We start from the raw sequence: 25,845 nt of genomic DNA on the forward strand, positions 1-25,845 counted from the left end.
AGCTGGGTGACTGGGAGGCCTTCAGCTCCTTCGACGAGCACTCCGACGACCAGCGCGAGGGCTGGCTGCTGACGCCGCCGCCGAGGCCGTCGTCCTGCTGCTCCGCTACATGTTCGGCGAGCGCCGCTTCCAGAAGTGCGACGTCCAGGTCTACTCCTCCAACGAGCCGTCCATCGCCCTCCACCGGCGGCTGGGGTTCGCGGAGGAGGGCAGGCGGCGCCGCGCCCGCTACTCCCGCGGCCGCTTCGACGACGAGTTGCTGTTCGGCATGACGGTCGAGGAGTTCGCGCAGCGGCACGGTTTGGTAGTGTCCAAACCATGACATGGCGACATTGATCCGCATCCACCCCCAGACCTGGCGCGAGGCTGGCGGCCAAGCTCTACGGCTACGCCTTCTTCGAGGACCTGATCCTGCTCTACCCGGTGTACGCGGTGCTGTTCGCCGACGCCGGGCTGTCGCCGGGCCAGATCTCCTCCCTGCTGGTGATCTGGTCGGTCACCGGCTTCCTGCTGGAGATCCCCTCCGGGGCGTGGGCCGACGCCTTCTCCCGGCGCACGCTGCTGGTCATCGCGCCGCTGCTGCAGGGCGCGGGCTACGCGCTGTGGACCTTCCTGCCGTCCTATCCCGCCTTCGCCGCCGGCTTCGTGCTGTGGGGCGCGGCCGGCGCGCTGGCCTCGGGCTCCTTCCAGGCGCTGGCGTATGAGGAGCTGGCCAGGCTCGGCCGCGAGAGCGACTACGCCCGCGTCATCGGCCGCTGCGAGGTGGCGAGCTCGCTGGCCGTCCTGGCCGCCACCGCGCTGGCGGCCCCCGTCCTGGCCGCGGGCGGCTACCCGGCCCTGGGCGTGGCCAGCGTCGCCGTCCCGCTCGTGACCGCCGCCATCGCCCGCACGCTGCCGGAGCACCGCTCCGCCCCCGGCGAGGACGAGGACGAGCCGTCCGTCCGGCGGGTGCTCCGGAGCGGCATGGATCTGGTACGGCGGGCGCCCGCGACCCGCCGCGCCCTGCTCGTCGCGATCATGGTCTACGGCTTCACCGCGAGCGACGAGTACCTGCCGCTGCTGGCCCGCGACGCCGGCGCCACCGGCGCGACGCTGCCGCTGCTCGTCCTGGTGGTCACCGTGGGCGAGGCGGCCGGCGGCTGGCTGGCCGGGCGGGGCACCAGGTGGGCCGGGCCGCTGCTGGCCGTGGCCGCGCTGTGCCTGGCCGGCGGGGCGGCGCTGCGCCACCCGGCCGGCTTCGTCCTCCTCGCGGCGGCCTTCGGCATCTTCCGCTGGGCCGTGGCCTGGGCGGACACCCGGCTGCAGGAGCGGCTGGAGGACGCCACCCGGGCCACCGTGACCTCGCTGTCGGGGTTCGGCACCGAAGTCGTGACCATCGCGCTCTACGCGGCCATCGGCGTGGGCTCCGCGTGGCTGCCGATGTGGCTGCTGCTCGTGCTGGCGGCCCTGCCGTACCTGGTCATCGCCGCAGCGCTGCGGCGGCGGCCACCAGGTGGGCCAAGGCGGGCTCGACCTGCTCGTAGGCGCGGGTCTTGAGGCCGCAGTCGGGGTTGACCCACAGGCGGTCGGCGGGCAGCGTCTCCAGCGCCCGGCGCAGCAGCGCGGTGACCTCCTCGACGCTCGGCACGCGCGGGGAGTGGATGTCGTACACGCCCGGCCCGATGCCGCGCTCGAAGCCGCCGAGCAGGCCGAGGATGCGCCCGCCCGAGCGGGCCGACTCGATGGAGGTCACGTCCGCGTCCAGCGCGTCGACGGCGGCCAGGATCTGGTCGGCGTCGGAGTAGCACAGGTGGGTGTGGATCTGGGTGCGGTCGGCGGCGCCCGAGGTGGCGCGCCGGTAGGCGGCCACGGCCCAGGCCAGGTAGTGCTCCTGCTCGGCCCGGCGCAGCGGCAGCAGCTCGCGCAGGGCGGGCTCGTCCACCTGGATGACGGAGATCCCGACCGCCTCCAGGTCCGCCACCTCCTGCCTGACGGCCTCGGCGACCTGGAAGACCACATCGCGCAGCGGCAGGTCCTCGCGGCGGAAGGACCAGGCCACGATCGTCACCGGCCCGGTCAGCATGCCCTTGACCGGCTTGCCGGTGAGCGACTGGGCGTAGGCGGCCCACCGCACCGTGATCGGGCCGCGACGGGAGACGTCGCCGTGGATGATGGGCGGCCGGGTGCAGCGGGAGCCGTAGGACTGCACCCAGCCGTGCCTGGTGACCGCGAAGCCGTCCAGGTGCTCGGCGAAGTACTGCACCATGTCGTTGCGTTCGGGCTCGCCGTGGACCAGCACGTCCAGGCCGAGCCGTTCCTGCAGGCGGATCACGCGCTCGATCTCGGCGCGGACCAGGACCTCGTAGGCCTCGGGGTCCTGACCGGCGCGGGCGGCGCGCAGCTCGCCGGTCTGCGGGAAGGAGCCGATCGTGGTGACCGGCAGCGGCGGCAGCCGCAGGTGCTCGGCCTGAGCCGCCGCCCGCACCGGGTAGGGGCTGCGCCGTTCCTGCGGCACCGGGCGGCGCTCCTCGGGGGCGGCGGGCGGAACGCTGGCCGTACCGGCTCCGGAAGCCAGCAGCCGGGCCAGCTCCACCACCTCGGCCACCTTCTCCTCGGCGAAGGCCAGCCGCGCCCGCAGCGCAGGGTCCAGGTCCCGCTCGGGTTCCAGGGAGTACGGCACGTGCAGCAGCGAGCAGGAGGTGCTCACCACCACCTGCTCGGCCCCCGCCTCCAGGGCGCGCAGCAGGCCCAGCGCGCGATCGGTGTCGGTGCGCCACACGTCGCGCCCGGACACCACCCCGGCGACCACGATCTTCCCGGAAATATCGGGAAATGCGCCACGGACGAGGTCCACCCCGATCGCCTCGACCGGCGTGCCCGCCAGCACCGGCAGCGACTCGCCCAGGTCGCCGAAGTACGAGGCCACGAACAACCCCGGACGATCCGCCGGCGCGCCCAGCCGCTTGTAGGCGGTCTCCACGGCCTGCAGCTCGGCGGGGGAGCGGTCGGCCACCAGCGCGGGCTCGTCCAGCTGCACCCACTCCACGCCCTCGGCGGCCAGCACAGCCAGCAGCTCCTCGTAGACGGGGAGCACCTCCTCCAGCCGCTCCAGCGCCCCGGCCAGCAGCAGGAACGTCACCGGCCCGACGACCACCGGGCGGGTGGCCAGGCCCAGCTCGCGCGCCTGCCGCACCTCCGCCAGCGGCTTGCTCGCGTCCAGGTGGAACGACTCGCCAAGCTCGGGCACCAGGTAGTGGTAGTTGGTGTCGAACCACTTGGTCATGCGCAGCGGCGCGAGCTCGTCGGTGCCGCGGGCCATCGCGAAGTAGGGGTCCCGCGCGGCGAGGTAGCGCTCGGGCACCGCGCCGAGCAGCACCGCCGTGTCCAGGACGTGGTCGTACAGGGAGAAGGTGTTCGACGGCAGGCCCTCCAGGCCCAGCTCCGCCAGCCGCCGCCAGGTCCGCTCGCGCAGCCGTGCCCCGGTCTCCTCCAGCTCCGAGCGCGGGACGCGCCCGGCCCAGTACGCCTCCAGGGCCCGCTTCAGCTCGCGGTCCGGCCCGATCCGCGGATATCCCAGCACGGTCGACGACGGGAAAGTGCGCTTCTTCACCATGGGTACGCATGCTGTCGCCGCCGCCCGAAGTCGTGCATCATCTATTGATGCTGCTTATGCCGCGCGAGATCCAGTGCTTCGTCCGGGTGGCCGACCGGCTCGGCTTCTCGCGCGCCGCCGCGGACCTGGGCATGTCGCAGCCCGCGGTGAGCCAGGCCGTCACGCGCCTGGAGAAGGCCCTGGGCGTCCGGCTGTTCGAGCGGTCGGCCCGTGCCGTACGGCTGACGCCGCAGGGCAGGGCGCTGCTCGGCCACGCGGTGCGGGTGGTGGACGCGGTCGGCGCCCTGGAGGAGGAGGCCGCGCGGCTGTCCCGCCCGGCTATTCGCCTGGCTTATCCACCGCTGGCCGGGCCGCTCGCCGCCCGGATCGCCCGGCGCCTGGCCGCCCGCGTCCCCGCGGTGGCCGTGGACCTGCAGGCAGCCGGTCGCGGCGGGGCCGCGCGGGCGCTGCGGGAGGGCGAGGTGTCGGTGGCGATCCTGGGCCTGCCCGCCCCGGCCGGGCTGACCACGGCCACCCGGTTCCACGTGACGGTCGACCACCTGGCGGTGCCCGCCGCGCACCGGGGCGACCCGCGCAGCCTGCCCCTGCTGCTGCCCCGCCACCGCCCGGCCGGCAGCGCGTGGGCGCGGCTGGCCGCGGCACGGCACCGGACCGTCGCCGAGGAGCTGGACGACTTCGGCCCGGCGCTGGACCTCGTGGCGGCCGGGCAGGGGGCGCTGCCCGTGCCGTCCCTGCTGACCAGGACCGTGCGCAGGGACGACGTGCGGTTCGTGCCGATCGAGGAGGACGGCCTGCGCCTGGCCTACGGCGTGGTGTGGGCGGCCGGGCGCGTCTCGCCCGAGCTCGTGGCCGTGGTGCAGGCCGTCCAGGACGCCCTGTGGACCAGGTGACCGGTCTAGGTGACGGGCAGGTTCTTCAGCGCCTCGCGGCGGCTCAGGCCCGTGATGCCCTTGGCCTGGACGTAGCGGACGACCTCGCGCGGGGCGACCTTGGCGTACTCGCGCAGGGCCCAGCCGATGGCCTTGCGGGCGAAGAAGTCGTGGTCGGACAGGCTCGGCTCGATGCACGCGAACAGCAGCGCGCTGTCGGTGCGCTCCTTGAAGCGGTTCTGCGACAGGATCGCGGTGCGCCGCTTCCACAGGTCGGAGTCGTGCGCCCACTCCAGCATCAGCGGGCGCATCGTCTCGGGGTAGGCGGCCAGCAGCCCCCCGACACGGTGCGTGGCCAGCTCGTCGACCAGGTCCCACCACGCGCCCGTGACGATCATCTCCTCGTACATCGGGATCGTGTAGAGGGTCTGGTAGTCGCGGTAGTAGCGAAAACCCGTTAATTCCACGGCGGCATAGCGCTCCTCGCGGAACTCCGCCTCGCGCCACAGCTCCAGCACCGCCCGCCGCCACTCGGGCGCGCTGCCCAGCCGGTGCTCGGCGAACACCTTCCGCAGCGCCGCGCGCCGCGGCGCCGCCTGCACGCCCAGGAACGGCATGGCGGACTTCATGTAGGCCTGCATGGCGGGGGCCTTGCCGGGATCGGCGGCCTTCCGCAGGGCCTCCCTGACCGCCTCGACGAGCCTCATGCCCGCTGCTGCGAGGTCCGCTCGCCGGTGGCCAGGCCGTCGAACAGCACGGTGATGTAGTGCTCGGCCAGCCCGGCGGTGTTGAGCCGGCCGCCCGGGCGGAACCAGCGCACGGCCACCCAGATGGTGTCGCGGATCATCCGGTAGGTGAGCTTGGGGTCGACGTCGGCGCGGAACTGCCCGGCCGCCTGGCCGGCCTTGATCTGCTCCACCCACATCCGCTCGACCTCGTCCTCGGCCTTGACGAGGTAGTCGAAGCGGTTGCCGGGCAGGGAGCGCAGGTAGTTCCAGTCGTTCTGCATGACCGTGATCGCGGCGCGGTGCGGCTCCAGCGTGCCGAACGCGATGCGCACCATCTCCGAGAGCACGTCACGCGGCGAGCCGCCGGTCGCGATGGCCTCGCGGTAGCGCCCGATGAGGTCGTCGAGGAAGGTGGACAGCACCTCGTCGACGATCGTCTCCTTGGAGTCGAAGTGGTGGTACAGGCTCCCGGACAGGATCCCCGCCTCGTCGGCGATCTCGCGTACGGTGGTGGCCTGGAATCCCTTGCGCGCGAACAGCTCGGCGGCGAGCTTGACGAGGTGCTCGCGGCGCTCGGAGGCGGACCCGCTCGCCGGCCGCTGGCGGCGCGCGGCCGGGGCCGGACCGGTGTTCTTTCTGGTAGGCACGAGACCATTATGGGCCCTGACACAATCGCTTGTTCACATACTCGCGCAGCTCACGCGCGGTTCCGATGTGAACCAAGCGCTTGTTAGACTGCGGCCATGGGCGAGGCCTACATCGTGGACGCGGTCAGGACCCCCGTGGGGCGGCGGGGCGGCGGCCTGTCCGGCGTCCATCCCGCCGACCTGGGCGCGCACGTGCTGATTGCGCTCATGCGCCGCACCGGGGTCGACCCCGGCGCGGTGGAGGACGTGGTCTTCGGCTGCGTCGACACCGTCGGACCGCAGGCCGGGGATATCGCGCGCACGTGCTGGCTGGCCGCCGGGCTGCCCGAGCACGTGCCGGGCGTCACCGTCGACCGCCAGTGCGGCTCCTCCCAGCAGGCCCTCCACTTCGCCGCGCAGGCCGTGCAGTCGGGGCACGCGGACCTGGTGGTGGCGGGCGGCGTGCAGAACATGAGCATGGTGCCCATCTCCTACGCCATGACCGCCGGGCGGGCGCTCGGCTTCGAGACGCCGTTCGCGGGCTCGCGGGGGTGGGAGAGCCGGTACGGCACGCGGGAGGTCTCGCAGTTCGCCGCCGCGGAACAGATCGCCGCGAAATGGGATATTTCACGAGACGAGATGGAGCGGTACGCGCTGGAGTCGCACCGCAGGGCGCTGCGCGCCATCGACGAGGGCCGCTTCGCGGGGGAGATCGCGCCGGTCGGGGCGGCGGCGGTGGACGAGGGGCCGCGCCGCGACACCTCCGCCGAGAAGATGGCCGCGCTCAAGCCGCTGGTCGAGGGCGGGCGCATCACCGCCGCGCTGGCGTCCCAGATCTCCGACGGCGCCGCCGCCCTGCTGGTCGCGTCGGCGCGAGCCGTACGGGACCATGGGCTCACGCCGCGGGCGCGCGTCCACCACCTGTCGGCGCGCGGCGACGACCCGATCATGATGCTCACCGCGCCCATCCCGGCGACCGCGCACGCGCTGGCCAGGGCCGGGCTCAAGATCGACGACATCGACGTCGTGGAGATCAACGAGGCCTTCGCGTCCGTCGTGCTGGCCTGGCTGCGGGAGACCGGCGCGGACCCCGCCCGGGTCAACCCCAACGGCGGCGCCATCGCCCTCGGCCACCCGCTCGGCGCGACCGGCGCGCGGCTGGCGACCTCGCTGCTGGCCGAGCTGGACAGGACGGGCGGCAGGTACGGCCTGCAGACCATGTGCGAAGGGGGCGGCCAGGCCAACGTGACCATCGTCGAGCGCCTCTGACTGCTAGGGTCACAAGCAGGGGGAAGGAGGAGTCATGCTCGATCAGATCAGGCTCTTCGATCAGCTCAGGCCCGTCGCCCTGCTCCTGGCCCGGCTCGTGGTCGGCGTCATCTTCCTGGCCCACGGCCTGGTGAAGTTCACCGGCGGCATCTCGGGGACCGCCGCCTTCTTCGAGCGGATCGGCATCCCGCTGCCCGGGCTCGCCGCGCCGGTCGTCGCCGTGGTGGAGGTCCTCGGCGGGCTCGCGTTCATCCTGGGCGCCCTGCTGCCGATCTTCGCCGTGCTGCTGACCGTCGACATGATCGGCGCGATCGTCTTCGCCCACCTCGACAGCGGCTTCTGGGCCAGGGACGGCGGGATCGAGTGGCCGATGGCGCTGGCCGCCGCGACGCTGGCGGCAGGTTTCACCGGGGGCGGGGCGCTGGCGCTGGACAGTGTTCTCGGAAAGCGGCTCGCGGCCAGACACTGACCGTATTGTCGGGTTATGGCCAACCCATTCACGCTCGGCGTGGCGTCGGGGGAACCGTTCCCCGACAGCCTCATCATCTGGACCCGATTAGCCCCCTCGCCCCTGCACCTGGACCCGGCCCGGCCGGGCGGCCTGCCCGACCGGCCCGTCGAGGTCCGCTGGCAGGTGGCCGAGGACGAGCGCTTCGCCCGGATCGTGCGGGCGGGCGCCACGCAGGCCCAGCACCGGTGGGCGTTCAGCGTCCACGTCAGGGTCGACGGCCTGCGGCCCGGCACCGACTACTTCTACCGCTTCCGCAGCGGCGGCCACCTCAGCCCCGCCGGCCGTACCCGCACCGCCCCCGACCCGCGCTCCACCGCGCCCGTCCGCTTCGCGCTCGCCAACTGCCAGCGGTTCGAGCACGGCCACTACACCGCCCACCGGCACCTGGCCGCCGAACGCCCCGACATCGTGTTCTTCGTCGGCGACTACGTCTACGAGTCCCGCCAGGCCGCCGACCCGGTGCGCACGCTGCCCCTGACCGGCGAGGCCGACACCCTGCACGAATACCGCCTGCGCTACGCCCGCTACAAGCTGGACAGGGACCTCCAGGCCGCCCATGCCGCCGCGCCGTGGGTGCCGACCTGGGACGACCACGAGGTGGCCGACAACTACACCGGCGCGTCCTCCTTCTTCGCCCGCCGCGCCCGCGCCTACCGGGCCTACTACGAGCACCTGCCGCTGCGCGTCCGGCCGGAGGGACACAGCCTGCAGATGTTCCGGCGGCGCACCTACGGCACGATCGCGGACTTCCTCGTGCTGGATTCACGCCAGTACCGCGTGCCCGGCGTGTCGATGCTGGGCCAGGCGCAGGAGGACTGGCTGCTGGCCCGCCTGCGCGCCAGCCCGGTGCGGTGGAAGGTGCTGGTCCAGCCGCTGTTCTTCGCCCGCAGGCTCATCCCGGGCTCCGGCCTGCGGCCCGACGCCTGGGACGGCTTTCCCGAGCAGCGCCGGCGCGTCCTCGACGTGCGCGCTCCCGGGCTGGTCGTGCTCAGCGGCGACGTCCACAACACGTGGGCCTGCGACCTCAAGGCCGACTTCCTCGACCCGGGCTCGCCGATCGTGGGCTCGGAGTTCGTCACGACCGCGGTCTCCAGCCGCCCGCCCGCGACCGACGCGGACGCCGTCCTGCGGGCCAACCCGCACATCAGGTTCTTCGACGGCCGCCGCGGCTACGCGAGCGGCACGGCGAGCGCCACCGAGTTCCGCCTCGCGTTCCGCGCGGTCGACTTCGTGGACCGCCCTGGCGCGCCCGTCCGGACCGTGGCGGAGTTCGTCACGGAGGGCCAGGGAATGCGGCGGTCTGACGTTTGAGGATCGCTCTAGCAAATAGGAAAGTTTCCTATTAGATTGCGGGTCATGCCCACGCGTGACCGCAGCCTGCAGAGGCTGGCCGACTCCGTCCTGCTCCCCGGCTTCGAAGGCAGGACACCCCCCGACTGGCTGCTGCGCCGCATCGGCGACGGCCTGGCCGGAGTGGTGCTGTTCTCCCGCAACATCGCGGGGCCCGCCCAGGTGGCCGAGCTGACCGCCGCCCTGCGCGCCGAGAACCCGGCGGTGCTCGTGGGCGTGGACGAGGAGTCGGGGGAGGTCACGCGGCTGGAGGTGGCCACCGGCAGCAGCCGGCCCGGGCCGTACGCGCTCGGCGTGGTGGACGACGTCGCGCTCACCGAGCAGATCGCCCGCGGGCTCGGCCACGACCTGGCCGCCGCCGGCGTGACCATCGACTTCGCCCCCTCCGCCGACGTCAACTCCAACCCCGACAACCCGGTCATCGGCCTGCGCTCCTTCGGGGCCGACCCCGCCCTGGTGGCCCGGCACACGGTGGCGTTCGTCCGCGGCATGCAGGCGGCGGGGGTGGCGGCGTGCGTCAAGCACTTCCCCGGCCACGGCGACACGTCGGTGGACTCGCACCACGGGGTGCCGGTCGTGGGGGAGGACCTGGAGGCGGCGCTGGCGCCGTTCCGCGCCGCCATCGCCGCCGGGGTGCGGTCGGTGATGACGGGACACCTGCTGGTCCCCCAGCTCGACGACCGGCTGCCGGCGACGCTGAGCCCCCGCGTGCTGACCTCGCTGCTGCGGGAGGAACTGGGCTTCGACGGGATGATCATCACGGACGGGATCGAGATGGCCGCCGTGTCGCGCGTCCACGGCATCGGCGGCGCGGCGGCCCGTGCCGTCGCGGCCGGCGCGGACGCGATCTGCGTGGGCGGGGAGCACGCCGACGAGGCGACCGCCGTCGCGGTGCGCGACGCGATCGTGGACGCCGTGCTGGCCGGGTGGCTGCCCGAGGAGCGCCTGGCCGACGCGGCCCGCCGGGTCGCCGACCTCGCCGCCTGGAGCGCCGCCGCCCGCCGTACCGCCACCCCGATCCCGGACCTCCACGCCGCCTTGGCTGGGAGCGCTTCCGGCAACGGTGACCAGCCCTTTCATCCCGGCTCCCGCATCGGCGGCCGCCCCACGCCGGCGAGCGCCCCACCCGAGCACGACGGCCACCACGACGGCCACCACGACGGCCACCACGACCTGGGCCTCCTCGCCGCCCGCCGCGCCCTCAGGGTCACCCGCCGCTCCTCCACCCCGGTGCTCCCCCTCAAGGCCGCCCCCCAGGTCGTCGAGCTGGCCCCCGAGATGAACCTCGCCATCGACAAGTCCACCCCCTGGGGCGTCGGCGACCCGCTCACGAAACTCCTGCCCGGCACCACGGTCACCCGCCTGCGCACCGCCGACGGCCCGCTGCTGGAGTCCCTCCTCGCCGACGCCCGCGACCGCCCCCTGGTGATCGTCGCGCGGGACGCGCACCGGTACCCGTGGCAGCTGGAGGCCATCCGCCACCTCCTGTGCGCCCGCCCGGACGCCGTCGTCGTCGAGATGGGCCTGCCCGTGCGCGCCGACCTCGGCGCGGTGCACATCGCCACGTACGGCTCGGCCCGCGTCTGCGGCCAGGCGGCGGCCGAGCTCCTCACCGGCGTTCACGCGCCCGAGACCGTCGGCGGAGGCCTCTAGGATCCTCGGATGGAGTTCGAGGGGCTGGACCTGTCGCAGGGGTCACGGTGCTGTAGCGGCCGCGTACGGCGGGGCGCCCTCACCGCGGCAGCCGCTTGAGCACCTCCTCCGCCTCGGCCATGACGCGCCCGATCAGCTCCTCGCACGACGGCAGGTCCTCGATCACCCCCACGACCTGGCCGGACGCCATCACCCCCAGGTCGGCGCGGCCGTCCACCATGGCCGCCCTGAGCAGCATCGGGGTGTTGGCCGCCTGGAGGACCTGCGCCCAGGCGAGGTCGCGGCCGTGCTTCATGCGGCGGCCCTCGCGGAGCATGGCCGGGAGGGACATGCCGGAAATACGCCGAAATTTCATGGCGTTACGTACCGCCCTCACGAAGCCCCCCGGACCGCCCCGCTGCAACGAGTCGACGAAGGGCGTCCGCAGCACCCGATGGGGCACCCCGTCCACCTTCGTCGTCACCACGGTCTCCCCGGCCGCCAGATAGGCCTTCTTCACCGCGTCGGGCACCGGCGAGTCCCGCGTCAGCAGGAACCGCGTCCCCATGGCGATCCCCGCCGCGCCGTACGCCAGCGCCGCCACCAGCCCGCGCCCGTCGAAGAAGCCCCCGGCCGCGATCACCGGGATGTCGACCGCGTCCACCACCTCGGGCAGCAGCACGGTGGTCGCGACCGGCCCGGTGTGCCCGCCGCCCTCCCCGCCCTGGACGATCACCGCGTCCACGCCCCACGCCGCCACCTTCTCCGCGTGCCGGCGCGCCCCCACCGACGGGATGGTCACCACCCCGGCGTCGCGCAGCCGCTCGACCAGCTCCCGCCGCGGCGCGAGGGCGAAGGACGCCACCCGCACCCCCTCCCGGATCATGACCTCCACGCGCTCGGCGGCGTCGTCGGCATCGGAGCGGATGTTCACCCCGAACGGCGCGCCGGTGCGCTCCCTCACCTCCCGGATGGCCGCCGTCATCTGCCCGACCGACATGGTCGCCGCCGCGATGATCCCCAGCCCGCCCGCGGCCGAGGTGGCGGCGGCCAGCCGCGCCCCCGCGACGTACCCCATCCCCGTCTGCACGATCGGGTGGCGGCACCCCACCAGCTCCGTCAGTGCCGTCTTCATGCCGCCGTCCTCATCTCGCCGTCCTCATCCCGGCACCTCACGCTCGCGCAGCCCGCCGGGGTCCAGCCGCGCCAGCGCCTCCAGCTCCTCGCCCGCCGGCTGCCGCGTCTCGGGCACCGCCTCCGGTATGGCCAGCGGGAACCCGGTCGCCTGCCGTACCTCCGCCACGCTCACCCCCGGATGCACCGACACCAGCCGCATCGACCGGCCGGGGCCGCCGAAGTCCAGCACCGCCAGGTTCGTCACCACCCGCCGCAGGTCGAAGGCGCCCCGGTCGGTGCCCAGGCCGCTGACGAGGTCCACCTTCTCCACGAACACGCGCGGCGAGTGCCGCGGGATCCAGTAGCTGGTGGGGTCACACAGCGTGTTCCCCGGCGCGCCGCGCACGCCGAGCAGCTGTGAGGTCGGCCGGGCCCAGTCGCCGATGCACGAGATGTTGGTGTTGCCGTACCGGTCGATCTGCGAGGCCCCGAGCATGACGTGGCGGCGGCCGTTGAGCACGAGCCACAGGTGCTCGCGGAAGGGCAGCCAGCCCTCGACGACCTCGGGCGCCGCGCCCAGGGGCGGGACGTCGCCGGTCAGCAGGCACGTGCCGTCGCTGGTCAGCAGGTCGGGCTCGAACGTCAGCCGCGCCAGGCGGGCCGCCAGCATGGTGATCGGCCCGCCGACCCCGGCCGCGAGGATCTCGCCGTCGCCCCTGAACGCCTCCGCCAGGGCGACCACGCACACGTCAGCCCTGCTCATCGACGAACTCCTGCCAGGGGACGGTGGCGTAGCGGCGCTGGAGCGCCTCGTCCCTGCCGTAGTCCGGCTCGCAGCCGGTGAACCACGCCCCGCCGGGCGCCTCCACCACGCCGGTCACCATCGACCGGCTGATCAGCAACGACTGCAACGGCCCCTCCTTCAGCAGCTCCGCGGTGTCCACGATGCGCTCGCACGAGACGTAAGTCCTGGCGGCGGCCTTGGCGTAGAGGTCGTCGAAGTAGGGGTCGGGGCCGAGGTACTGGGCGTTGCCGCGCGCGTCGGCCCGGTTGAGGTGGACGAGCGCGACGTCCATGGCCAGCGCGGGCACCGCGACGAGCTCCTCGTCGGTGTACGGCGAGCGCACCGTGCGCAGGCCCGGGTTGATCCGCATCACGTCGGACCCGAGCCCGGCCCGCGTGGGCAGGAAGGGCAGCCGGTGCGCCGCCGCCAGCAGCCCGAACATGAACATGCCCTCGTCGTACTCGGTGAGCTCGACCAGCCCCTCCTGCCTGGCCCTGCGGAAGTGCGGCTCCAGCGGGATCGTGTCGAGCGTCACGAACGGGGCGACCACCCGGCGCACCTTGCCGGCCGCGCACAGCAGCCCCACGTCCGGCCCGCCGTACGAGATGACCGTCAGGTCCTTCAGCGGCGAGCGGAGGATGCCGCCGATCAGCGCCATCGGCTTTTGCCGCNAGCCCGGCGACGACCTCCTCGACCGGCATGACCTTGCCCGCCCGGCTCACCCGAACCGCCTCCTGTGCTCCTCGCCCTTGCCCATGAGGTTGAGCTCGAAGGTGAAGCCCTGCTCGAAGCGGTAGCTGCGCCTGACGTCCACCGGGTCGATGCCGTTGAGCGACTCCTTGGCGCGGCGGATGACGTAGGGGTCCTTGCCCGCGATCTGCGCGGCCACCTCGAACGCCGCCTCGCGCAGCTTGTCTTTGGAGGTGACCCGCAGCACCGAGCCGAAGGCGTGCAGTTCCTGGGCGGTGACGTTGCGGCAGGTGTAGACCATGGCGCGCATGAGGTGCTGGGGGACGAGCCGGGCCAGGTGCGTGGCCGCGCCCAGGGCGCCCCTGTCCACCTCCGGCAGGCCGAAGTAGGCGTCGTCGCCGGCCACCACGATGTCCGCGTTGCCCGCCAGGCCCACGCCGCCGCCCAGGCAGTGCCCGTGCACGGCCGCGATCACCGGCACCTCGCACTCGTAGACCGCCGCGAACGCCGCGAAGCACCCGCGGTTCGCGCCGACCAGGACGGCGTGCCCGCGATCTGACTGCATCTCCTTGATGTCCACCCCGGCGTTGAACCCCCGGCCCTCGCCGCGCAGGACCACGACGCGCGTCGCGGGGTCCTCGCCCGCCTGCCGTACGGCTCGCGCCAGGTCGTGCCAGCCGCGCACGGTCAGCGCGTTCACCGGCGGCACGTCCATGACGATCTCGGCGATCGGCCCGGGTGTCAGCTCGATTCCCATCCCGCTCCCATGGTTTACCTAACGCTTGCTTGGTACGGTAGCATCCGTGAGCGCGCGTTACGACTTCACCGGCAAGGTCGTCCTCGTGACCGGCGGCACCCGGGGCATCGGCGCGGGGATCGCCCGCGGCTTCGCCGAGGCCGGGGCCGAGGTGGTCGTCTGCGCCCGCAAGGAGCCCGGCGCGGCCGCGGGCCGCTTCGTCCAGGCCGACGTGCGCGACCCGGCCGACGTCGAGCGGCTCGTGGGCGCGCTCGACCGGCTCGACGTGCTGGTCAACAACGCGGGCGGCTCGCCGTACGCCCCCCTTGCCGCCGCCTCGCCCCGCCTGCACGCGCGCGTCGTCGAGCTCAACCTGGTCGCGCCCCTGCTGCTGTCCCGCGCGGCCCATCCGCTGCTGGCCGCCTCACGCGGCTCGATCGTCATGATCGGCAGCACGAGCGGCACGCGCCCGTCGCCCGGCACGTCGGCGTACGGCGCGGCCAAGGCGGGCCTGCACCACCTGGCCGCCTGCCTGGCCGCCGAGTGGGCGCCGGACGTGCGGGTGAACACCGTCGTCGTGGGCCTGGCCGAGACGCCCGACGCGCTGGAGCACTACGGCGGATCGGCCGAACGGGTGCGCGCGACCGTCCCGGCCGGGCGGCTGGCCCTGCCCGAGGACGTCGCCGACGCCTGCCTGTGGCTGGCGGGCGCCGCCTACGTCACGGGCGCGCAGATCCTGCTGCACGGCGGCGGCGAGACGCCCGCCTGGCGGCACGCTGTGGCGCCGCCGGGCCCGGACACGACATGATCCTCATCGGGAGGTTCGCGTGGGAATCTGCGACGGGCGAGTGGTCATCGTCACGGGAGCCGGGCGCGGCATCGGCAGGGCGCACGCCCTGGAGTTCGCCCGGCAGGGCGCCAGGGTGGTCGTCAACGACCTGGGCACCGGCCGCACCGGCTCGGGCAGGTCGGGCGAGCCCGCCCTGGGGACGGTCGAGGAGATCCGGGCCATGGGCGGAGACGCGGTGGCCAACTGCGACGACGTCGCCGACTGGGACGGCGCCGCCCGCCTGGTGAAGACCGCTCTCAGCGCGTACGGCAGGCTCGACGTGCTGGTGAACAACGCCGGGTTCCTCCGCGACCGGATGCTGGTATCCATGACCGAGCAGGAGTGGGACGAGGTGATCAGAGTCCACCTCAAGGGCCACTTCCTCCCGCTGCGCCACGCGGCCCGGCACTGGCGGGAGCAGGCCAAGAGCGGCGGGCCGGTCGCCGCCAGGGTGATCAACACCTCCTCGGGAGCCGGGCTCATGGGCAGCGTCGGCCAGGGCAACTACGCCGCCGCCAAGGCCGGGATCGCGGCGCTCACCCTGGTGGCCGCCGCCGAGCTGGGCCGCTACGGCGTCACCGTCAACGCCATCGCCCCCGCCGCGCGCACCCGCATGACCGAGGAGGTCTTCGCCGAGGCCATGGCCGCTCCCGGCGAGGGGTTCGACGCGATGGACCCGGCGAACGTCGCGCCGCTCGTCGTGTGGCTCGGCTCGGCGGCGTCCGGGCACGTGACCGGCCGCGTCTTCGAGGTGGAGGGCGGCGTCATCTCGCTGGCCACCGGCTGGCGGCACGGCCCGCGCGTCGAGCGGGGCTCGCGCTGGGACCCGGCCGAGGTGGGCGGGGCCGTGGCCGAGCTGATCGAGCACGCGCCCGAGCCCGAGCCGGTCTACGGTTCGCGCGTGAACCCGTAGGCCCGCTCGACCCTCGCCACGTGGACCACGAACTCCTCGTACCACCTCTCCCGCCCGGTCCGCCTGGCCACCGCGTGCTGAGCGTGCTCACGCCAGGCGACCAGCGACTCCTCATCGCGCCAGTACGCCACCGTGATCCCGAGGCCGTCGGCGCCCCGGACCGAGTCCACGCCCAGGTATCCCGGTTGCCCGGCGGCCAGCTCCAGCATGAGGCGCGCGGTCTCGCCGTACCCCTCGGCGTCCTCGCCCGTGCGGCGGCTCACGAAGACCGCCAGGTGGTACGGCGGGGCGAACGGGCCGGTCACCGCAGGGCCGATCGAGGCGTGGGGGCCAGGCGCAGCCGCTGCGGGGGAGCGGTGAGCCAGTCGCCGAGGCCGGGCATCGCCGGGCCGGTGGGCATCGCCGGATCCTCGCCGGCGGCTCGCTCGAAGAGGGCGAACCACACGAAGACGTTCTCGCCGGCCCTGACCGGCAGCCTGGGGAAGGTGTTCTCGGCGTGCTCGGTCTCGAAGGCCGCGACGGCGCCGAGTTCGCGTGCCGCCTGGGCGGCGGGGAAGCCCGGCTTGACGGGGCAGACGGTGGCCACGTAGAGCGCGTGGCGGTCCGCGGAGCCGGAGAACTCGTGGCGGTACGGCGGCGCGGCCTCGGCCGGGTGCCCGGCCGGGTGCTCGGACGGGTCCTGCACCGGGTGGAGGAGGAGGACGTCGTCGGAGTCGATCATCATGGAGTTCGCCTCGTCGCGGTGGGCCCTCCAGACCGGGCTGTGGAAGTAGAAGGCTTCGAGGGCGAGGCGGCGGGACTCCATGTCAGGAAATTTCCGCATCCACACGAACATGTCCGGCCGATCGACGTCGACGAAGACCCCCGGGACCGAGATCCCCGCCTCCTCCTGGCCGTCGATCATCTCGCGCTCGAAGAGCTCGACGAAGGCGTCGCGCACCCCGGGCCGCAGGGTGTACTGACGAAGCTCATAGATCATGCGGGGACGGTAAGCGCATATCGCTGACATGTTGTGACAGTGTCTCGACCGAAGAAAGTTCTTATTACTGAGAGCTGCCATTTAGTGACTGTCAGTTATATGATCGCTTTGACTTCGGCCTTCGAGGTCAACCCGAGCCAAAGGGGCCGGAGCCGTCCAGCCCCTGACTCCCGGAGCGGGTGCGCGGGGAGCGGGTAAAGAAGCGGGAAATATCATCGAATGTGTGACTCTATGTGCTTATGCGACTTATGAGGGTCCTGACGACGAGAAGGAGCTCGCGATCGAGGCCTGGGGCGAGGTCGGCATCGAAGGCCGGGCCGTGCGCTGGGACGACCCCGACGCCGACTGGAGCGCCTTCGACGCCGTCGTGGTGCGCTCGACGTGGGACTACGTGGACCGGCGTGAGGAGTTCCTCGACTGGACCCGGCGCGTCTCCGCCGTCACGCGCCTGCTGAACCCCGCCGACGTCATCGCCGCCAACACCGACAAGACCTACCTGCGGACCCTCGAGGTCCCCATCGTCCCCACCCACTGGTCGAGCACCGATCTGCCCGACTGGCCCGAGTACGTCGTCAAGCCCACCGTCTCCGCCGGCGCCCGCGACACCGTCCGCACCGCCGACCGGCAGGCCGCCGCCGCGCACGCCGCCCGGCTGGAGGCGTCCGGGCGCACCCCCATGGTCCAGCCGTACCTGGCCATGGTGGAGGACGAGGGCGAGACCTCACTGCTGTACTTCAACGGACGCCTGAGCCACACCGTCCGCCGCACGCCCATGCTGGCCCACGGCGAGACCAAGCGGGACAACCGACTGGCGCAGTTGCGCGACCCAGCCCCGGACCAGGTCGAGCTGGCCGAGAAGGTGCTTGCCGCCATCCCCCGAGCCCTTCTCTACGCCCGCGTCGACCTGGTCCGGCTACCCGACGGCACGCCCGCGGTCATCGAGCTGGAGCTGACCGAGCCCTACCTGTACCTGCGCGAGGGCGCCGCGGCCGGCGACTTCGCCCGCGCGCTCAGCGAGCTGATCTAGCGCGGTCACACTTCTCCCTCGGGATCCGTCATGTCGGTGACGAACCGCTCTGAGGGGAGAAGACGATGCAAGCCCGGATGAACAACCCCGCCCTGGTCCTGCCCGGCGCGATGCAGGCGCTGATGGGCCTGGACAAGGCCATGAGGCAGGCCGGGGTGCCGAAGGCGACGCTGGACCTGGTGCTGCTGCGCGCCAGCCAGATCAACGGTTGCAGCGTGTGCGTCGACATGCACGCCAAGGACCTGCGCAAGGAAGGCGAGAGCGACGAGCGGCTGTTCGCCGTGGCCGCCTGGCGCGAGGCGCCGTACTTCACCGACGCCGAGCGCGCCGCCCTCGCCCTGGCCGAGGCCGTCACGAGGCTGGCCGACGGCGGCACGGTCGGCGACGAGGTCTGGGACGAGGCCGCCGACCACTACAGCGAGCAGGAGCTCGCCGCGCTCATCATGGCGATCGCCACCGTCAACCTGTGGAACCGGCTCAACGCCGCCACCCGGCAGGTCGCCGGCGCGGCCTGGTAGCACCCTTCCGAGAAAGCCGAGACAGCCGAGGCGGGCCTCAGCTGGCCCGCTAAATTCACCATGCGAGGAATTCTGATGCCCTTCACCGATCTGCGCACCGCCGTCACCGGCCGCGTCCTGCTCCCCGGCGACGACGGGTTCGACCAGGCCGCCAAGCCGTGGAACCTCTCAGTCGCCCAGCCCGTGGCGGCCGTGGTCGAGGCCGCCGACGCCGCCGACGTGGCCGCCCTGGTCCGCTTCGCCCGCGACGCCGGCCTGACCGTCGCCGCCCAGCCGAGCGGCCACGGCGCCCCCGGCGACACCGAGGGCGTGATCCTGCTGCGCACCGCCCGCCTGGACGCCCTGGAGGTCGACCCCGGCCGGTGCGTCGCCCGCGTCGGCGCGGGCGTCATGTGGGGGCGCGTCCAGGCCGAGGCCGGCGCCCACGGGCTGACCGGCCTGGCCGGCAGCACCCCGGCCGTGAGCGTCGTCGGCTACACGCTCGGCGGCGGGCTGAGCTGGTTCGGCCGCCGGTACGGCTGGGCCGCCGACAGCGTCCGCGCGTTCGAAGCCGTGGACGCCGACGGCCGCGAGGTCCGCGTGACGGCCGAGTCCGACCCCGACCTGTTCTGGGCCCTGCGCGGCGGGGGCGGCGACTACGCGGTCGTCACCACCGTCGAGATCGGCCTCTACCCCGCGCCGGTCGTGTACGGCGGGCGCGTCGCCTGGCCGGGTGACAGGACGCGCGAGGTGGTGGAGGCCTTCAGGCACCTGACCGAGGAGGCGCCGCCCGAGCTGTCGCTGTGGGTCAGCCGCGTGGAGGCCCCCCAGGCGCCCCCGATGGTCGTGATCAACGTCGCCTACCTGGGCGAGCCCGAGGAGGGCAGGGCGCTGCTGTCCCGGCTGGACAAGATCGACGGCGCGGTCGCCGACACGCGCGGCGTGATCGCCGTGGCCGACCTGGGCGACATCGCCGCCGAGCCGGTCGACCCCAGCCCGGTCGCCTCCCGCGTCGAGCTGCTGACCGGCCTGGACGACGCCACGCTCGACACGCTGCTGGACGGGCCGATCGACCCGCTCATCAGCGTCCAGCTCCGCCACCTCGGCGGCGCTCTGGCCGAGCCCGGCACGGGCGCCGCCGATCCGGTGGCCGAGCCGTACCTGCTCAACCTGTTCGGCCTGGGCATCCCGCCCCTGGCGCCCGCGGTGGCGGCCCGGCAGGCCGAGCTGGTGGCCGCGCTGGGCGGGGCGGTGTCGGGGCGCAAGCCGTACACCTTCCTGGCCGCAGGGGAGAGCGCCGCGCAGGCCTTCGCGCCGGGCACGCTCGCGCGGTTGCGCGAGGTCAAGCAGGCCCGCGACCCGCGTACCGTCCTGCGCGCGAACTTCCCGGTCAGGCCGTGATGCCGCCGTCCACCGGGATCACCGCGCCGGTCAGGTAGGCGCCGGCACGGGAGGCCAGGAAGATCGCCGCCCCGGCCATGTCGTCGGGGCGGCCGATCCTGCCCAGCGGCACGCTCGCCGCCACCATCCGCCGCGCCTCCGGGTCGTCCAGGGCGAAGGCCATCATCTTCGACTCGAAGGGGCCCGGCGCGATGGCGTTGACGGTGATGTGCTCGCCGGCCAGCTGCCTGGCGAGGTGGCGGGTGAGCATGTGCACCCCCGCCTTGGAGGCCGAGTAGGGGTAGTTCTCGATCGACGGCACGCGGATGCCGTCCACCGAGCCGATGTTGATGACCCGTGCCGGGTCCTCGGGCGTCGCCGACTTGCGCAGCCGCGGCAGCAGCTTCGTGGTCAGGTAGAACACGCCCTTGACGTTGATGTTCCAGAGCTTGTCGAAGGCGTGCTCGGGGAAGTCCTCCAGCGGCGCTCCCCACGTCGCCCCGGCGTTGTTGACCAGGACGTCCACTTGCTCGGGCAGCTCGTCCAGCAGGGTGTCGATCCCGGCGGCGGTGGACAGGTCGGCGGGCACGCCGACGCAGCCCAGCTCCTCGGCGGCCCGAGCGACCTCGTGCGCCTTGCGGGCGGAGATGAAGACGGTGGCGCCGCCGTCGGCGAACCCCTGGGCGATCATCCGGCCGATGCCACGCGAGCCGCCGGTGACGACGACGGTCTTGCCTTCCACGGAGAACAGGCTCATGCCCAGGCAGCATGCCATACCAACCGGTCGGTTTCCAGCCTGGTCAGCCCTGATCCTTCACCCACAGCGCCAGCAGCCCGCGGAAGTGAGCCACGAAGCGCTCGTGCTCGTGCGGGGGATAGGTGGCCCGCACGGTGTCCACGAGCAGCCGGTCGAAGTCCGGCCCGGCCACCCACTCCAGCACCACCTCGTCCAGGTGCGGCAGCCGCGTCGCGCAGAACTCGTGGTACCGGTCGACCTCGAAGTAGTCGTCGGCCAGCTTCCGGTAGGCCGCGAGGCGCTCGCCGTAGGATCCCTCGACCGCGAAGTACTCGCGCGTGTCCAGGTCGATGCGCGGCCGCCGCCCGCTCTCCGCGCAGAACACGACCCACTTGACCAGCGTCTTGATCGCCCACGGGAAGTAGTAGTGCAGGCTGGTGAGCGCCACGTCGGGACAGGCGTTGGCGTAGTCGATCGGGTGCACGTCCGAGCCCTTGACCAGCGACTCGCACGAGTTGAACTCCCACCGGAAGAAGGCGTTGACCAGCCGCGAGATGGTCACCACCTCCTCGCCGACCTCGGGCGACAGGAAGGAGTGGTCGACGGCGTAGCGGGAGTGCATGGGCTGCTCGGGCTGGAACTTCATGACCATGGTCTCCGCGCCGATCGACAGCGACCGGGCGAAGGCGTCGTAGTCCTCGACCGCCTTCTGCAGGTGCATGAGCATCTCGCCGCTGGCGTCGTAGGCGGCGTGCAGCTCCTCGGGCGTGCGCACCAGGGAGACCCCGCGCCAGGCCCCGCCGTCGTAGGGCTTCATGATCAGCGGGTAGCCCAGGGACTCGGCGATCGCGTCCAGGTCGAAGGGCCGGTTGTAGCGGGCCGCCGTGTAGGCGTACCGCGCGTTGTCGAGCGGGTTCTTGTACGGCACCAGCACCGTGTCGGGCACCTTGAGCCCGAGCCGCATCATCGCGCAGTAGGCGGTGTGCTTCTCCATGGCCTGGAAGGTGAAGGGGCTGTTGAGGACGTAGACGTCGTCCATCATGGCGATCTTCTTCAGCCACTCGCGCGGGTGGTAGTACCAGTACGCGAGCCGGTCGATCACCACGTCGTGCCGCGGCTTGGCGCGCAGGTTGAACGGCTCGATCGTGACGCGCTCCACCTCGAACTCCGGCACCCCGCGCCGCACGATCGTCTCGAACGCGGTGGGCCAGTCCTCTTCCGTGCCCAGCAGCAACCCGACCAGGTATGTCATCGAATCTCTGGGGCGTGCTTCTCCGCCTTCAGACGGAGAAGCACGCCCCTCCCTCCCTCGGAATTGTCGGTGTGATTGGCTAGGTTGATCGCGTGCCCCGGTTCCGTCTTCAGCCGACGCCTGCCCAAGAGGCGGCGTTGCTGGAGCACTGCGCGCACGCCAGGTTTGTGTGGAATCTGGCGGTGGAGCAGCACAGCCATTGGCGGCCGGGACGCGCCGGCGCGCCGGGCTACGCCGAGCAGTCGCGTCAGCTGACCGAGGCGCGTGCGGCGTTCGCCTGGCTGGCCGCCGGGTCGCACACCGTGCAGCAGCAGGCGCTGCGGGACTTCGCCCAGGCCATGGCCGACTTCTTCAACGGGACACACGGCAGGCCGAGCTGGCGCAAGGCCGGGCGGCACGAGGGGTTCCGCATCGTCGGGGTGCGGGGACGGCAGTGGGATGTGCGTCGCCTGTCGCGCCAGGTGGGCGAGGTGAGGATCCCGAAGGTGGGGTGGGTGCGGTTGCGCTGGTCGCGCCCCATCCCGGACGGGGTGAAGTCCTACCGTGTCACCCGTGACCGGGCGGGGCGTTGGCATGTCGCCTTCGCCGCCGTGCCGGAGCCGACCCCAGCTCCCGGTAACGGCCAGAGCGTCGGCGTGGACCGCGGGGTGGCCGTCTCCGCCACCCTGTCCACCGGCGAGCTGCTGCACGCTCCCGGCCTGCGCCCCGCCGAGGCCAAGCGGCTGTGCATGTTGCAGCGCAAGCTGTCTCGGGCCAGGCACGGCTCCCGCCGTCGCGCCAAGGTCAAACTCGCGATCGCCCGGCTGCGGGCGCGGGAGGCCGACCGGCGAAAGGACTGGGTGGAGAAGACCAGCACCGATCTGGCCCGTCGCTTCGACGTGATCGCCGTCGAGGATCTCAACATTCGGGGCATGACCCGGTCGGCGCGCGGCAGCGTGGAGGTGCCCGGCCGGAACGTTGTGGCCAAGGCCGGGTTGAACCGGGGCATCCTTGCGTCCGGGTGGGGCCTGCTGGTGGCCCGGCTGGAGCACAAGGCACCCGGACGGGTGGTCAAGGTCAGCCCGCGTTTCACGAGTCAGCGGTGCTCGGCGTGCGGGATCGTGGATGCGAAGGCGCGCAAGAGCCAAGCCGTCTTCGCCTGCCGGTCCTGCGGCTACGCCGCACATGCTGATGTGAACGCGGCCAGGAACATCGAGCTGGCGGCAGGGCGTGCCGTGTCTGCGCGGGAAGGGCCATGCGATGGCGGGCCGGTGCACCGCGAACCTCAACCTGTCCTCCTCTCGACGTAGAGCTGACGGGTTGGAATCCCCCTCATTCACGAGGGGGAGGACGTCAAACGAATCTCCGCAGGTGGTGAGCGAGCTGGGCCCGCCAGGACGGCCAGTCGTGCGGCACGTCGTGTCCCCACAGGTCCAGCTCGTACCGGATGCCCTTCTCGGCCAGGAGCGCGGCCAGGCGCCGGGTGCTCTCCAGCGCCCCGGTGGTGTCCTCCCACTGGCCCTGGCCGCAGACCAGCAGGAGGCTGACCCGCCCGCGCAGCCACTCCAGGTGGTCGCCGTGCAGGTGGGGAACGTAGTCCAGAGGGTTGTTGAAGTACGCCGACTCGCCCCGCTCGCCCCAGCCGTGCCACTGGGACGGGTCGTAGGTGCCCGACAGGCAGATGGCCAGGGGGAACAGGTCGGCCCGCTTGAGCGCGAAGTTGGCGGCGTGGAAGGCGCCGAGGCTGCAGCCGAAGGCGATGATCTCCTGGGGCCCGCCGCAGTCGGCGTGGACGGCCGGGACGACCCGCTCCAGGATCCACCGCTCGTAGGGCTCGTGGGCCTTCGCCCGCTCCTCCAGCGGGATGTGCCGGTTGGACCAGCTGGCGGCGTCGTTGCTGGGCACGCAGTAGATCTTGACGCGGCCCGCCTCGACCAGGTCGGAGACGGCGGCGAGCATGCCGTTGGCCTCGAAGTCGCCCGCGTGGCCCTGCTCGCTGGGGAAGACCAGCATGGGGCGTCCCCAGTGCCCGTAGGCGAGCAGGCCGTCGGCCAGGTCACGTCTCATCGGCGCGCGTTCCCGAGGTCATGGGCACACCTCCCGCAGCAGCCGCGTCAGGTGGGGGTGGAAGGCGTCCCGCCATCCGGTGTAGTTGTGCACATCTGGCACTTCCCGGAATGTCACCGGGTATCCCTGCGCACGCAGGGCGGCGGCCATGAGGCGGTTGTTGTGGATGTTCTCCTCGATCGCGCCGCAGGTCATGACCGTCGGGACCGGCCGATGTGCCGTACCTTCCAGGACCGAGCGGACGAAGGCGACGATCGGCTCGTAGCCGGGGAATCGCCGCTCGTGGGAGTCGAAGCGCGGGTGGAAGTAGCTGCCCGACTGCAGGAACAGCGCGTCGACCAGCCGGGGGTGGCGGCGGTGGGCGTGGAGCATGGCCAGCGCGCCCAGGCTGGTGCCCATGCCGACCCGGACCGTGGCGGGGATCTTCGCGGTCAGCGCCGCCAGGGAGTCGGCGTAGCTGTCGTCGGCCGAGTAGGTGGCGTTGCGGTCGCCGGGATGCAGCAGCCCGGCCCGCACCGGCGGCAGCCAGCCGCCCTCCAGGCCCGCGGCCAGGTAGCGGGTCAGGCAGGCCAGGGCGTCGTACTCGGGCCCGTCGTGGACCAGCAGCAGCGGCAGGGCGCCGGAGCCGTCCGCGGGCGCCCACAGCGTGACGCCCGGCAGGTCGGTGGCGTACTCGCCGGGCGCGACCGGCGCGGTGAGCCAGCCGGGCGGGGAGTACTCGGGGAACTCGATGACGCTCTTGTCGCCGAACACGCCCGCGACCCGGCGCGGGTTGCCGGGGTCGAGCACGGTCTCCCGGCGGCCGTCGCGGTGCAGCAGCTCGAAGAGGTACTCCATGCGGTGCACGGCGGGGCGCGGCACGGTCAGCTCCCAGCCGCCGGGCACGGGCCGGAAGTCGACCTCCTCCAGCCCCACCTCCTGGTAGAGGCGGACCCCCGCGAGCCGGCCGCGGTCCTCGAAGCGGAACGTCAGCATCGGCCTCGCTCACAGCCCGGGCACGCGCCCGTTCCTGAACAGGTCGACGAACAGCCGGTGGTCCCGCCGGGCCTGGTCGCCGTAGCGGTGCGCGAAGCCGACCAGGGTCTCGGCGAATCCCTCCCGGTCCGGCCCGATGACGGCCACGATCGCCTCCTCGGTGGAGAAGTCCACCAGGTCGTGGCTGGACTCGTCGTCGGCGACCGAGTGCATGCGCGCCACGGCCCTGCCGAGGTCCCGCATGATCGAGGTGAGCTCCTCGGGCTCGTTGACCTCGTCCCAGTCCAGGTCGGCGGAGTACGGTGAGACCTCGGCCACCAGCTGCCCTACCCCGTCCAGCGTGGTGTATCCCAGCCATGGGTCGGCGTAGGCCTGCAGGGCGCGCTGCGACTCGGCGGTGCGGTGCCCCTGGTGCAGGAAGTAGCCGCTCACCCGCTCGTCGGCGATGTGCCTGGCCACCGCGGGGACCTGCGCCTGCTTCATGTAGAGGATGACGTCGTTCTCCAGCGCCTGCGTGTGGCCTTCGAGCAGCAGGTTGTAGGAGGGCAGCCCGGCAGAGCCGATGCCGACGCCCTTGCGCAGCGCCACGTCCTTGACCGTGTGCTCCACCGGGCTGGAGGGGGTGGGCAGCGTGCGCAGGTACGCCTCGAACGCGGCCAGCACCTCCTCGCGGGTCTCGGGGGAGACCCGCTCGCGGCCCTCGACGGCCGCGAACCGCCGGTCGTAGCCGTGGACGGCGGTCTCGACGTCGAGCATGGCCACCCTCGTGCGCAGCCGCGCGGTCTGCAGCACCCGGTGCAGCACGCCCGTGGTGGTCTCCAGCGTGAGCGAGCCGATCGCGTCGTCCCCGCCCGCGGCGATGCCGGCCAGCTCGGCCAGGTACGCCCGGGCGAACTGGCCGACCAGCCCGGAGATGGCGGCGTCCGACAGGGCCTTGGCGTACCCGATCAGCGCGACGCTGGCCGCCAGGCGCCGCAGGTCCCAGATGTAGGGGCCGACGTACGCCTCGTCGAAGTCGTTGACGTTGAACACCAGCACGCCGGAGGCGTTCATGTAGGTGCCGAAGTTCTCGGCGTGCAGGTCGCCGTGGATCCACACCCGGCGGGTCCGCTCGTCGGTGAAGGCGTCGTCGGCGTACGGCCCGGTCATGTCGGCGTAGAACAGGCACGCGCTGCCGCGGTAGAAGGCGAACGGCGAGGCGGCCATCTTCCTGAACTTGCGCCCGAAGGCGGCCGGATCGCGCCTGATGGAGTCGCCGAACTCCGTCATCAGCACGTCCAGCACATACGACTCACGGTCGCTCATGAC

Annotated in this window: 27 protein-coding genes; 13 read left to right on the forward strand and 14 right to left on the reverse strand. The window is 72.8% G+C overall.

Going from position 1 to position 25,845, the window contains the following annotated elements:
• The first annotated feature begins 109 nt into the window (after window positions 1–109).
• Window positions 110–322, forward strand: a complete 213-nt coding sequence (locus BSB02_RS41395; RefSeq protein WP_206184669.1) for a GNAT family N-acetyltransferase — start codon at window positions 110–112, stop codon at window positions 320–322.
• Window positions 323–423: 101 nt separating this feature from the next.
• Window positions 424–1,536, forward strand: a complete 1,113-nt coding sequence (locus BSB02_RS13405) for an MFS transporter (protein ID WP_084959107.1) — start codon at window positions 424–426, stop codon at window positions 1,534–1,536.
• On the opposite strand, the gene metE is transcribed toward BSB02_RS13405, so the two are convergent.
• Window positions 1,460–3,592 carry a 5-methyltetrahydropteroyltriglutamate--homocysteine S-methyltransferase gene (gene metE / locus BSB02_RS13410; RefSeq protein WP_084959108.1) on the reverse strand — a complete coding sequence of 711 codons (2,133 nt, stop codon included), beginning with the start codon at window positions 3,590–3,592 and terminating at the stop codon, window positions 1,460–1,462. The two genes, BSB02_RS13405 and metE, sit on opposite strands and share 77 nt — an antisense overlap.
• 47 nt (window positions 3,593–3,639) lie before the next feature.
• Between metE and BSB02_RS13415 the strand changes: the two genes are divergently transcribed.
• Window positions 3,640–4,482, forward strand: coding sequence for a LysR family transcriptional regulator (locus BSB02_RS13415; RefSeq protein WP_158088619.1), 843 nt, complete (start codon window positions 3,640–3,642; stop codon window positions 4,480–4,482).
• Between the two features lie 5 nt (window positions 4,483–4,487).
• Here the strand turns inward: BSB02_RS13415 and BSB02_RS13420 are convergent, their stop codons facing one another.
• Together BSB02_RS13420 and BSB02_RS13425 are read right to left on the reverse strand one after the other, a co-directional pair.
• Window positions 4,488–5,168, reverse strand: a complete 681-nt coding sequence (locus BSB02_RS13420; RefSeq protein ID WP_084959110.1) for a DNA alkylation repair protein — start codon at window positions 5,166–5,168, stop codon at window positions 4,488–4,490.
• The gene (locus BSB02_RS13425; protein ID WP_084959111.1) at window positions 5,165–5,836 is read right to left on the reverse strand and encodes a TetR/AcrR family transcriptional regulator; all 672 of its coding nucleotides are present in this window, start codon (window positions 5,834–5,836) and stop codon (window positions 5,165–5,167) included. Before BSB02_RS13425 ends, BSB02_RS13420 begins: the two co-directional genes overlap by 4 nt.
• A gap of 96 nt (window positions 5,837–5,932) precedes the next feature.
• On the opposite strand from BSB02_RS13425, the gene BSB02_RS13430 reads away from it, so the two are divergent.
• The 4 genes from BSB02_RS13430 to BSB02_RS13445 are packed head-to-tail and all read left to right on the forward strand — an operon-like array spanning window position 5,933 to window position 10,598.
• Window positions 5,933–7,084: an acetyl-CoA C-acetyltransferase gene (locus BSB02_RS13430; protein WP_084959112.1), complete on the forward strand. Its 1,152-nt coding sequence runs from the start codon at window positions 5,933–5,935 to the stop codon at window positions 7,082–7,084.
• A gap of 34 nt (window positions 7,085–7,118) precedes the next feature.
• On the forward strand, window positions 7,119–7,553 hold the full coding sequence (locus BSB02_RS13435) for a DoxX family protein (RefSeq protein WP_206184670.1): 435 nt from the start codon (window positions 7,119–7,121) through the stop codon (window positions 7,551–7,553).
• A 15-nt stretch (window positions 7,554–7,568) separates the two neighbouring features.
• Window positions 7,569–8,906: an alkaline phosphatase D family protein gene (locus BSB02_RS13440; RefSeq protein ID WP_206184671.1), complete on the forward strand. Its 1,338-nt coding sequence runs from the start codon at window positions 7,569–7,571 to the stop codon at window positions 8,904–8,906.
• 45 nt (window positions 8,907–8,951) lie between these two features.
• Window positions 8,952–10,598, forward strand: a complete 1,647-nt coding sequence (locus BSB02_RS13445; RefSeq protein WP_084959113.1) for a glycoside hydrolase family 3 protein — start codon at window positions 8,952–8,954, stop codon at window positions 10,596–10,598.
• A 79-nt stretch (window positions 10,599–10,677) separates the two neighbouring features.
• Here the strand turns inward: BSB02_RS13445 and BSB02_RS13450 are convergent, their stop codons facing one another.
• The 4 genes from BSB02_RS13450 to BSB02_RS13465 form a co-directional block, all read right to left on the reverse strand.
• Window positions 10,678–11,712 carry an NAD(P)H-dependent flavin oxidoreductase gene (locus BSB02_RS13450; protein ID WP_084959114.1) on the reverse strand — a complete coding sequence of 345 codons (1,035 nt, stop codon included), beginning with the start codon at window positions 11,710–11,712 and terminating at the stop codon, window positions 10,678–10,680.
• Between the two features lie 24 nt (window positions 11,713–11,736).
• Window positions 11,737–12,456 (reverse strand): CoA-transferase subunit beta, encoded by a 720-nt coding sequence (locus tag BSB02_RS13455; RefSeq protein WP_084959115.1) that lies wholly within the window; start codon window positions 12,454–12,456, stop codon window positions 11,737–11,739.
• The coding region (locus BSB02_RS13460) for a CoA transferase subunit A (RefSeq protein WP_240506405.1) at window positions 12,443–13,148 on the reverse strand (706 nt) is incomplete at its 5' end. The genes BSB02_RS13460 and BSB02_RS13455, both read right to left, overlap by 14 nt.
• A 47-nt stretch (window positions 13,149–13,195) precedes the next feature.
• On the reverse strand, window positions 13,196–13,924 hold the full coding sequence (locus BSB02_RS13465; RefSeq protein ID WP_084959117.1) for an enoyl-CoA hydratase family protein: 729 nt from the start codon (window positions 13,922–13,924) through the stop codon (window positions 13,196–13,198).
• Between the two features lie 46 nt (window positions 13,925–13,970).
• Between BSB02_RS13465 and BSB02_RS13470 the strand changes: the two genes are divergently transcribed.
• Both BSB02_RS13470 and BSB02_RS13475 read left to right on the forward strand, forming a co-directional pair.
• Complete coding sequence (locus BSB02_RS13470; RefSeq protein ID WP_084959118.1) at window positions 13,971–14,711, forward strand: SDR family oxidoreductase; 741 nt, start codon at window positions 13,971–13,973, stop codon at window positions 14,709–14,711.
• A 19-nt stretch (window positions 14,712–14,730) separates the two neighbouring features.
• On the forward strand, window positions 14,731–15,645 hold the full coding sequence (locus tag BSB02_RS13475) for an SDR family oxidoreductase (protein ID WP_084959119.1): 915 nt from the start codon (window positions 14,731–14,733) through the stop codon (window positions 15,643–15,645).
• Here the strand turns inward: BSB02_RS13475 and BSB02_RS13480 are convergent.
• On the reverse strand, window positions 15,621–15,950 hold the full coding sequence (locus BSB02_RS13480) for an antibiotic biosynthesis monooxygenase family protein (protein WP_143590601.1): 330 nt from the start codon (window positions 15,948–15,950) through the stop codon (window positions 15,621–15,623). The genes BSB02_RS13475 and BSB02_RS13480 overlap by 25 nt on opposite strands.
• Window positions 15,947–16,624: an NIPSNAP family protein gene (locus BSB02_RS13485; protein WP_084959120.1), complete on the reverse strand. Its 678-nt coding sequence runs from the start codon at window positions 16,622–16,624 to the stop codon at window positions 15,947–15,949. The genes BSB02_RS13480 and BSB02_RS13485 overlap by 4 nt, the downstream gene beginning before the upstream one ends.
• A 223-nt stretch (window positions 16,625–16,847) precedes the next feature.
• On the opposite strand from BSB02_RS13485, the gene BSB02_RS13490 reads away from it, so the two are divergent.
• From BSB02_RS13490 to BSB02_RS13500, 3 genes are all read left to right on the forward strand, one after another.
• Window positions 16,848–17,651, forward strand: a complete 804-nt coding sequence (locus BSB02_RS13490; RefSeq protein ID WP_084959121.1) for an ATP-grasp domain-containing protein — start codon at window positions 16,848–16,850, stop codon at window positions 17,649–17,651.
• A 65-nt stretch (window positions 17,652–17,716) separates the two neighbouring features.
• The gene (locus BSB02_RS13495) at window positions 17,717–18,169 is read left to right on the forward strand and encodes a carboxymuconolactone decarboxylase family protein (protein ID WP_084959122.1); all 453 of its coding nucleotides are present in this window, start codon (window positions 17,717–17,719) and stop codon (window positions 18,167–18,169) included.
• A 75-nt stretch (window positions 18,170–18,244) separates the two neighbouring features.
• The gene (locus tag BSB02_RS13500; RefSeq protein WP_084959123.1) at window positions 18,245–19,549 is read left to right on the forward strand and encodes an FAD-binding oxidoreductase; all 1,305 of its coding nucleotides are present in this window, start codon (window positions 18,245–18,247) and stop codon (window positions 19,547–19,549) included.
• On the opposite strand, the gene BSB02_RS13505 is transcribed toward BSB02_RS13500, so the two are convergent.
• A complete protein-coding gene (locus BSB02_RS13505) occupies window positions 19,539–20,285 on the reverse strand; it encodes an SDR family oxidoreductase (RefSeq protein ID WP_206184672.1) in 747 nt (248 codons plus the stop codon). The two genes, BSB02_RS13500 and BSB02_RS13505, sit on opposite strands and share 11 nt — an antisense overlap.
• A gap of 43 nt (window positions 20,286–20,328) precedes the next feature.
• Entirely contained in the window at window positions 20,329–21,516 is a 1,188-nt protein-coding gene (locus tag BSB02_RS13510; RefSeq protein WP_084959125.1) for an ATP-grasp domain-containing protein, read from the reverse strand.
• A 92-nt stretch (window positions 21,517–21,608) separates the two neighbouring features.
• On the opposite strand from BSB02_RS13510, the gene BSB02_RS13515 reads away from it, so the two are divergent.
• Window positions 21,609–22,805 carry an RNA-guided endonuclease InsQ/TnpB family protein gene (locus tag BSB02_RS13515; protein ID WP_084959126.1) on the forward strand — a complete coding sequence of 399 codons (1,197 nt, stop codon included), beginning with the start codon at window positions 21,609–21,611 and terminating at the stop codon, window positions 22,803–22,805.
• 43 nt (window positions 22,806–22,848) lie between these two features.
• Here BSB02_RS13515 and BSB02_RS13520 read toward each other — a convergent pair whose 3' ends face one another.
• Genes BSB02_RS13520 through BSB02_RS13530 form a run of 3 tightly spaced genes read right to left on the reverse strand, consistent with a single transcriptional unit; the run spans window position 22,849 to window position 25,842 of the window.
• On the reverse strand, window positions 22,849–23,562 hold the full coding sequence (locus BSB02_RS13520) for an esterase family protein (protein WP_084959127.1): 714 nt from the start codon (window positions 23,560–23,562) through the stop codon (window positions 22,849–22,851).
• 18 nt (window positions 23,563–23,580) lie between these two features.
• Window positions 23,581–24,537 (reverse strand): alpha/beta hydrolase, encoded by a 957-nt coding sequence (locus BSB02_RS13525; RefSeq protein WP_084959128.1) that lies wholly within the window; start codon window positions 24,535–24,537, stop codon window positions 23,581–23,583.
• Window positions 24,538–24,546: 9 nt separating this feature from the next.
• The gene (locus tag BSB02_RS13530; protein WP_084959129.1) at window positions 24,547–25,842 is read right to left on the reverse strand and encodes a DUF2252 domain-containing protein; all 1,296 of its coding nucleotides are present in this window, start codon (window positions 25,840–25,842) and stop codon (window positions 24,547–24,549) included.
• Window positions 25,843–25,845: the final 3 nt, after the last annotated feature.

This window comes from Thermoactinospora rubra, from assembly GCF_002093975.1.
In the GTDB taxonomy this organism is placed as follows: domain Bacteria; phylum Actinomycetota; class Actinomycetes; order Streptosporangiales; family Streptosporangiaceae; genus Nonomuraea; species Nonomuraea rubra_A.

Coding starts and splice junctions, on each gene's coding strand:
- BSB02_RS41395 (WP_206184669.1), top strand. CDS start 110: ATGTTCGGCGAGCGCCGCTTCCAGAAGTGCGACGTCCAGGTCTACTCC.
- metE (WP_084959108.1), bottom strand. CDS start 3,592: ATGGTGAAGAAGCGCACTTTCCCGTCGTCGACCGTGCTGGGATATCCG.
- BSB02_RS13415 (WP_158088619.1), top strand. CDS start 3,640: ATGCTGCTTATGCCGCGCGAGATCCAGTGCTTCGTCCGGGTGGCCGAC.
- BSB02_RS13420 (WP_084959110.1), bottom strand. CDS start 5,168: ATGAGGCTCGTCGAGGCGGTCAGGGAGGCCCTGCGGAAGGCCGCCGAT.
- BSB02_RS13430 (WP_084959112.1), top strand. CDS start 5,933: ATGGGCGAGGCCTACATCGTGGACGCGGTCAGGACCCCCGTGGGGCGG.
- BSB02_RS13435 (WP_206184670.1), top strand. CDS start 7,119: ATGCTCGATCAGATCAGGCTCTTCGATCAGCTCAGGCCCGTCGCCCTG.
- BSB02_RS13440 (WP_206184671.1), top strand. CDS start 7,569: ATGGCCAACCCATTCACGCTCGGCGTGGCGTCGGGGGAACCGTTCCCC.
- BSB02_RS13445 (WP_084959113.1), top strand. CDS start 8,952: ATGCCCACGCGTGACCGCAGCCTGCAGAGGCTGGCCGACTCCGTCCTG.
- BSB02_RS13450 (WP_084959114.1), bottom strand. CDS start 11,712: ATGAAGACGGCACTGACGGAGCTGGTGGGGTGCCGCCACCCGATCGTG.
- BSB02_RS13455 (WP_084959115.1), bottom strand. CDS start 12,456: ATGAGCAGGGCTGACGTGTGCGTGGTCGCCCTGGCGGAGGCGTTCAGG.
- BSB02_RS13465 (WP_084959117.1), bottom strand. CDS start 13,924: ATGGGAATCGAGCTGACACCCGGGCCGATCGCCGAGATCGTCATGGAC.
- BSB02_RS13485 (WP_084959120.1), bottom strand. CDS start 16,624: ATGATCTATGAGCTTCGTCAGTACACCCTGCGGCCCGGGGTGCGCGAC.
- BSB02_RS13495 (WP_084959122.1), top strand. CDS start 17,717: ATGCAAGCCCGGATGAACAACCCCGCCCTGGTCCTGCCCGGCGCGATG.
- BSB02_RS13500 (WP_084959123.1), top strand. CDS start 18,245: ATGCCCTTCACCGATCTGCGCACCGCCGTCACCGGCCGCGTCCTGCTC.
- BSB02_RS13505 (WP_206184672.1), bottom strand. CDS start 20,285: ATGAGCCTGTTCTCCGTGGAAGGCAAGACCGTCGTCGTCACCGGCGGC.
- BSB02_RS13510 (WP_084959125.1), bottom strand. CDS start 21,516: ATGACATACCTGGTCGGGTTGCTGCTGGGCACGGAAGAGGACTGGCCC.
- BSB02_RS13520 (WP_084959127.1), bottom strand. CDS start 23,562: ATGAGACGTGACCTGGCCGACGGCCTGCTCGCCTACGGGCACTGGGGA.
- BSB02_RS13525 (WP_084959128.1), bottom strand. CDS start 24,537: ATGCTGACGTTCCGCTTCGAGGACCGCGGCCGGCTCGCGGGGGTCCGC.
- BSB02_RS13530 (WP_084959129.1), bottom strand. CDS start 25,842: ATGAGCGACCGTGAGTCGTATGTGCTGGACGTGCTGATGACGGAGTTC.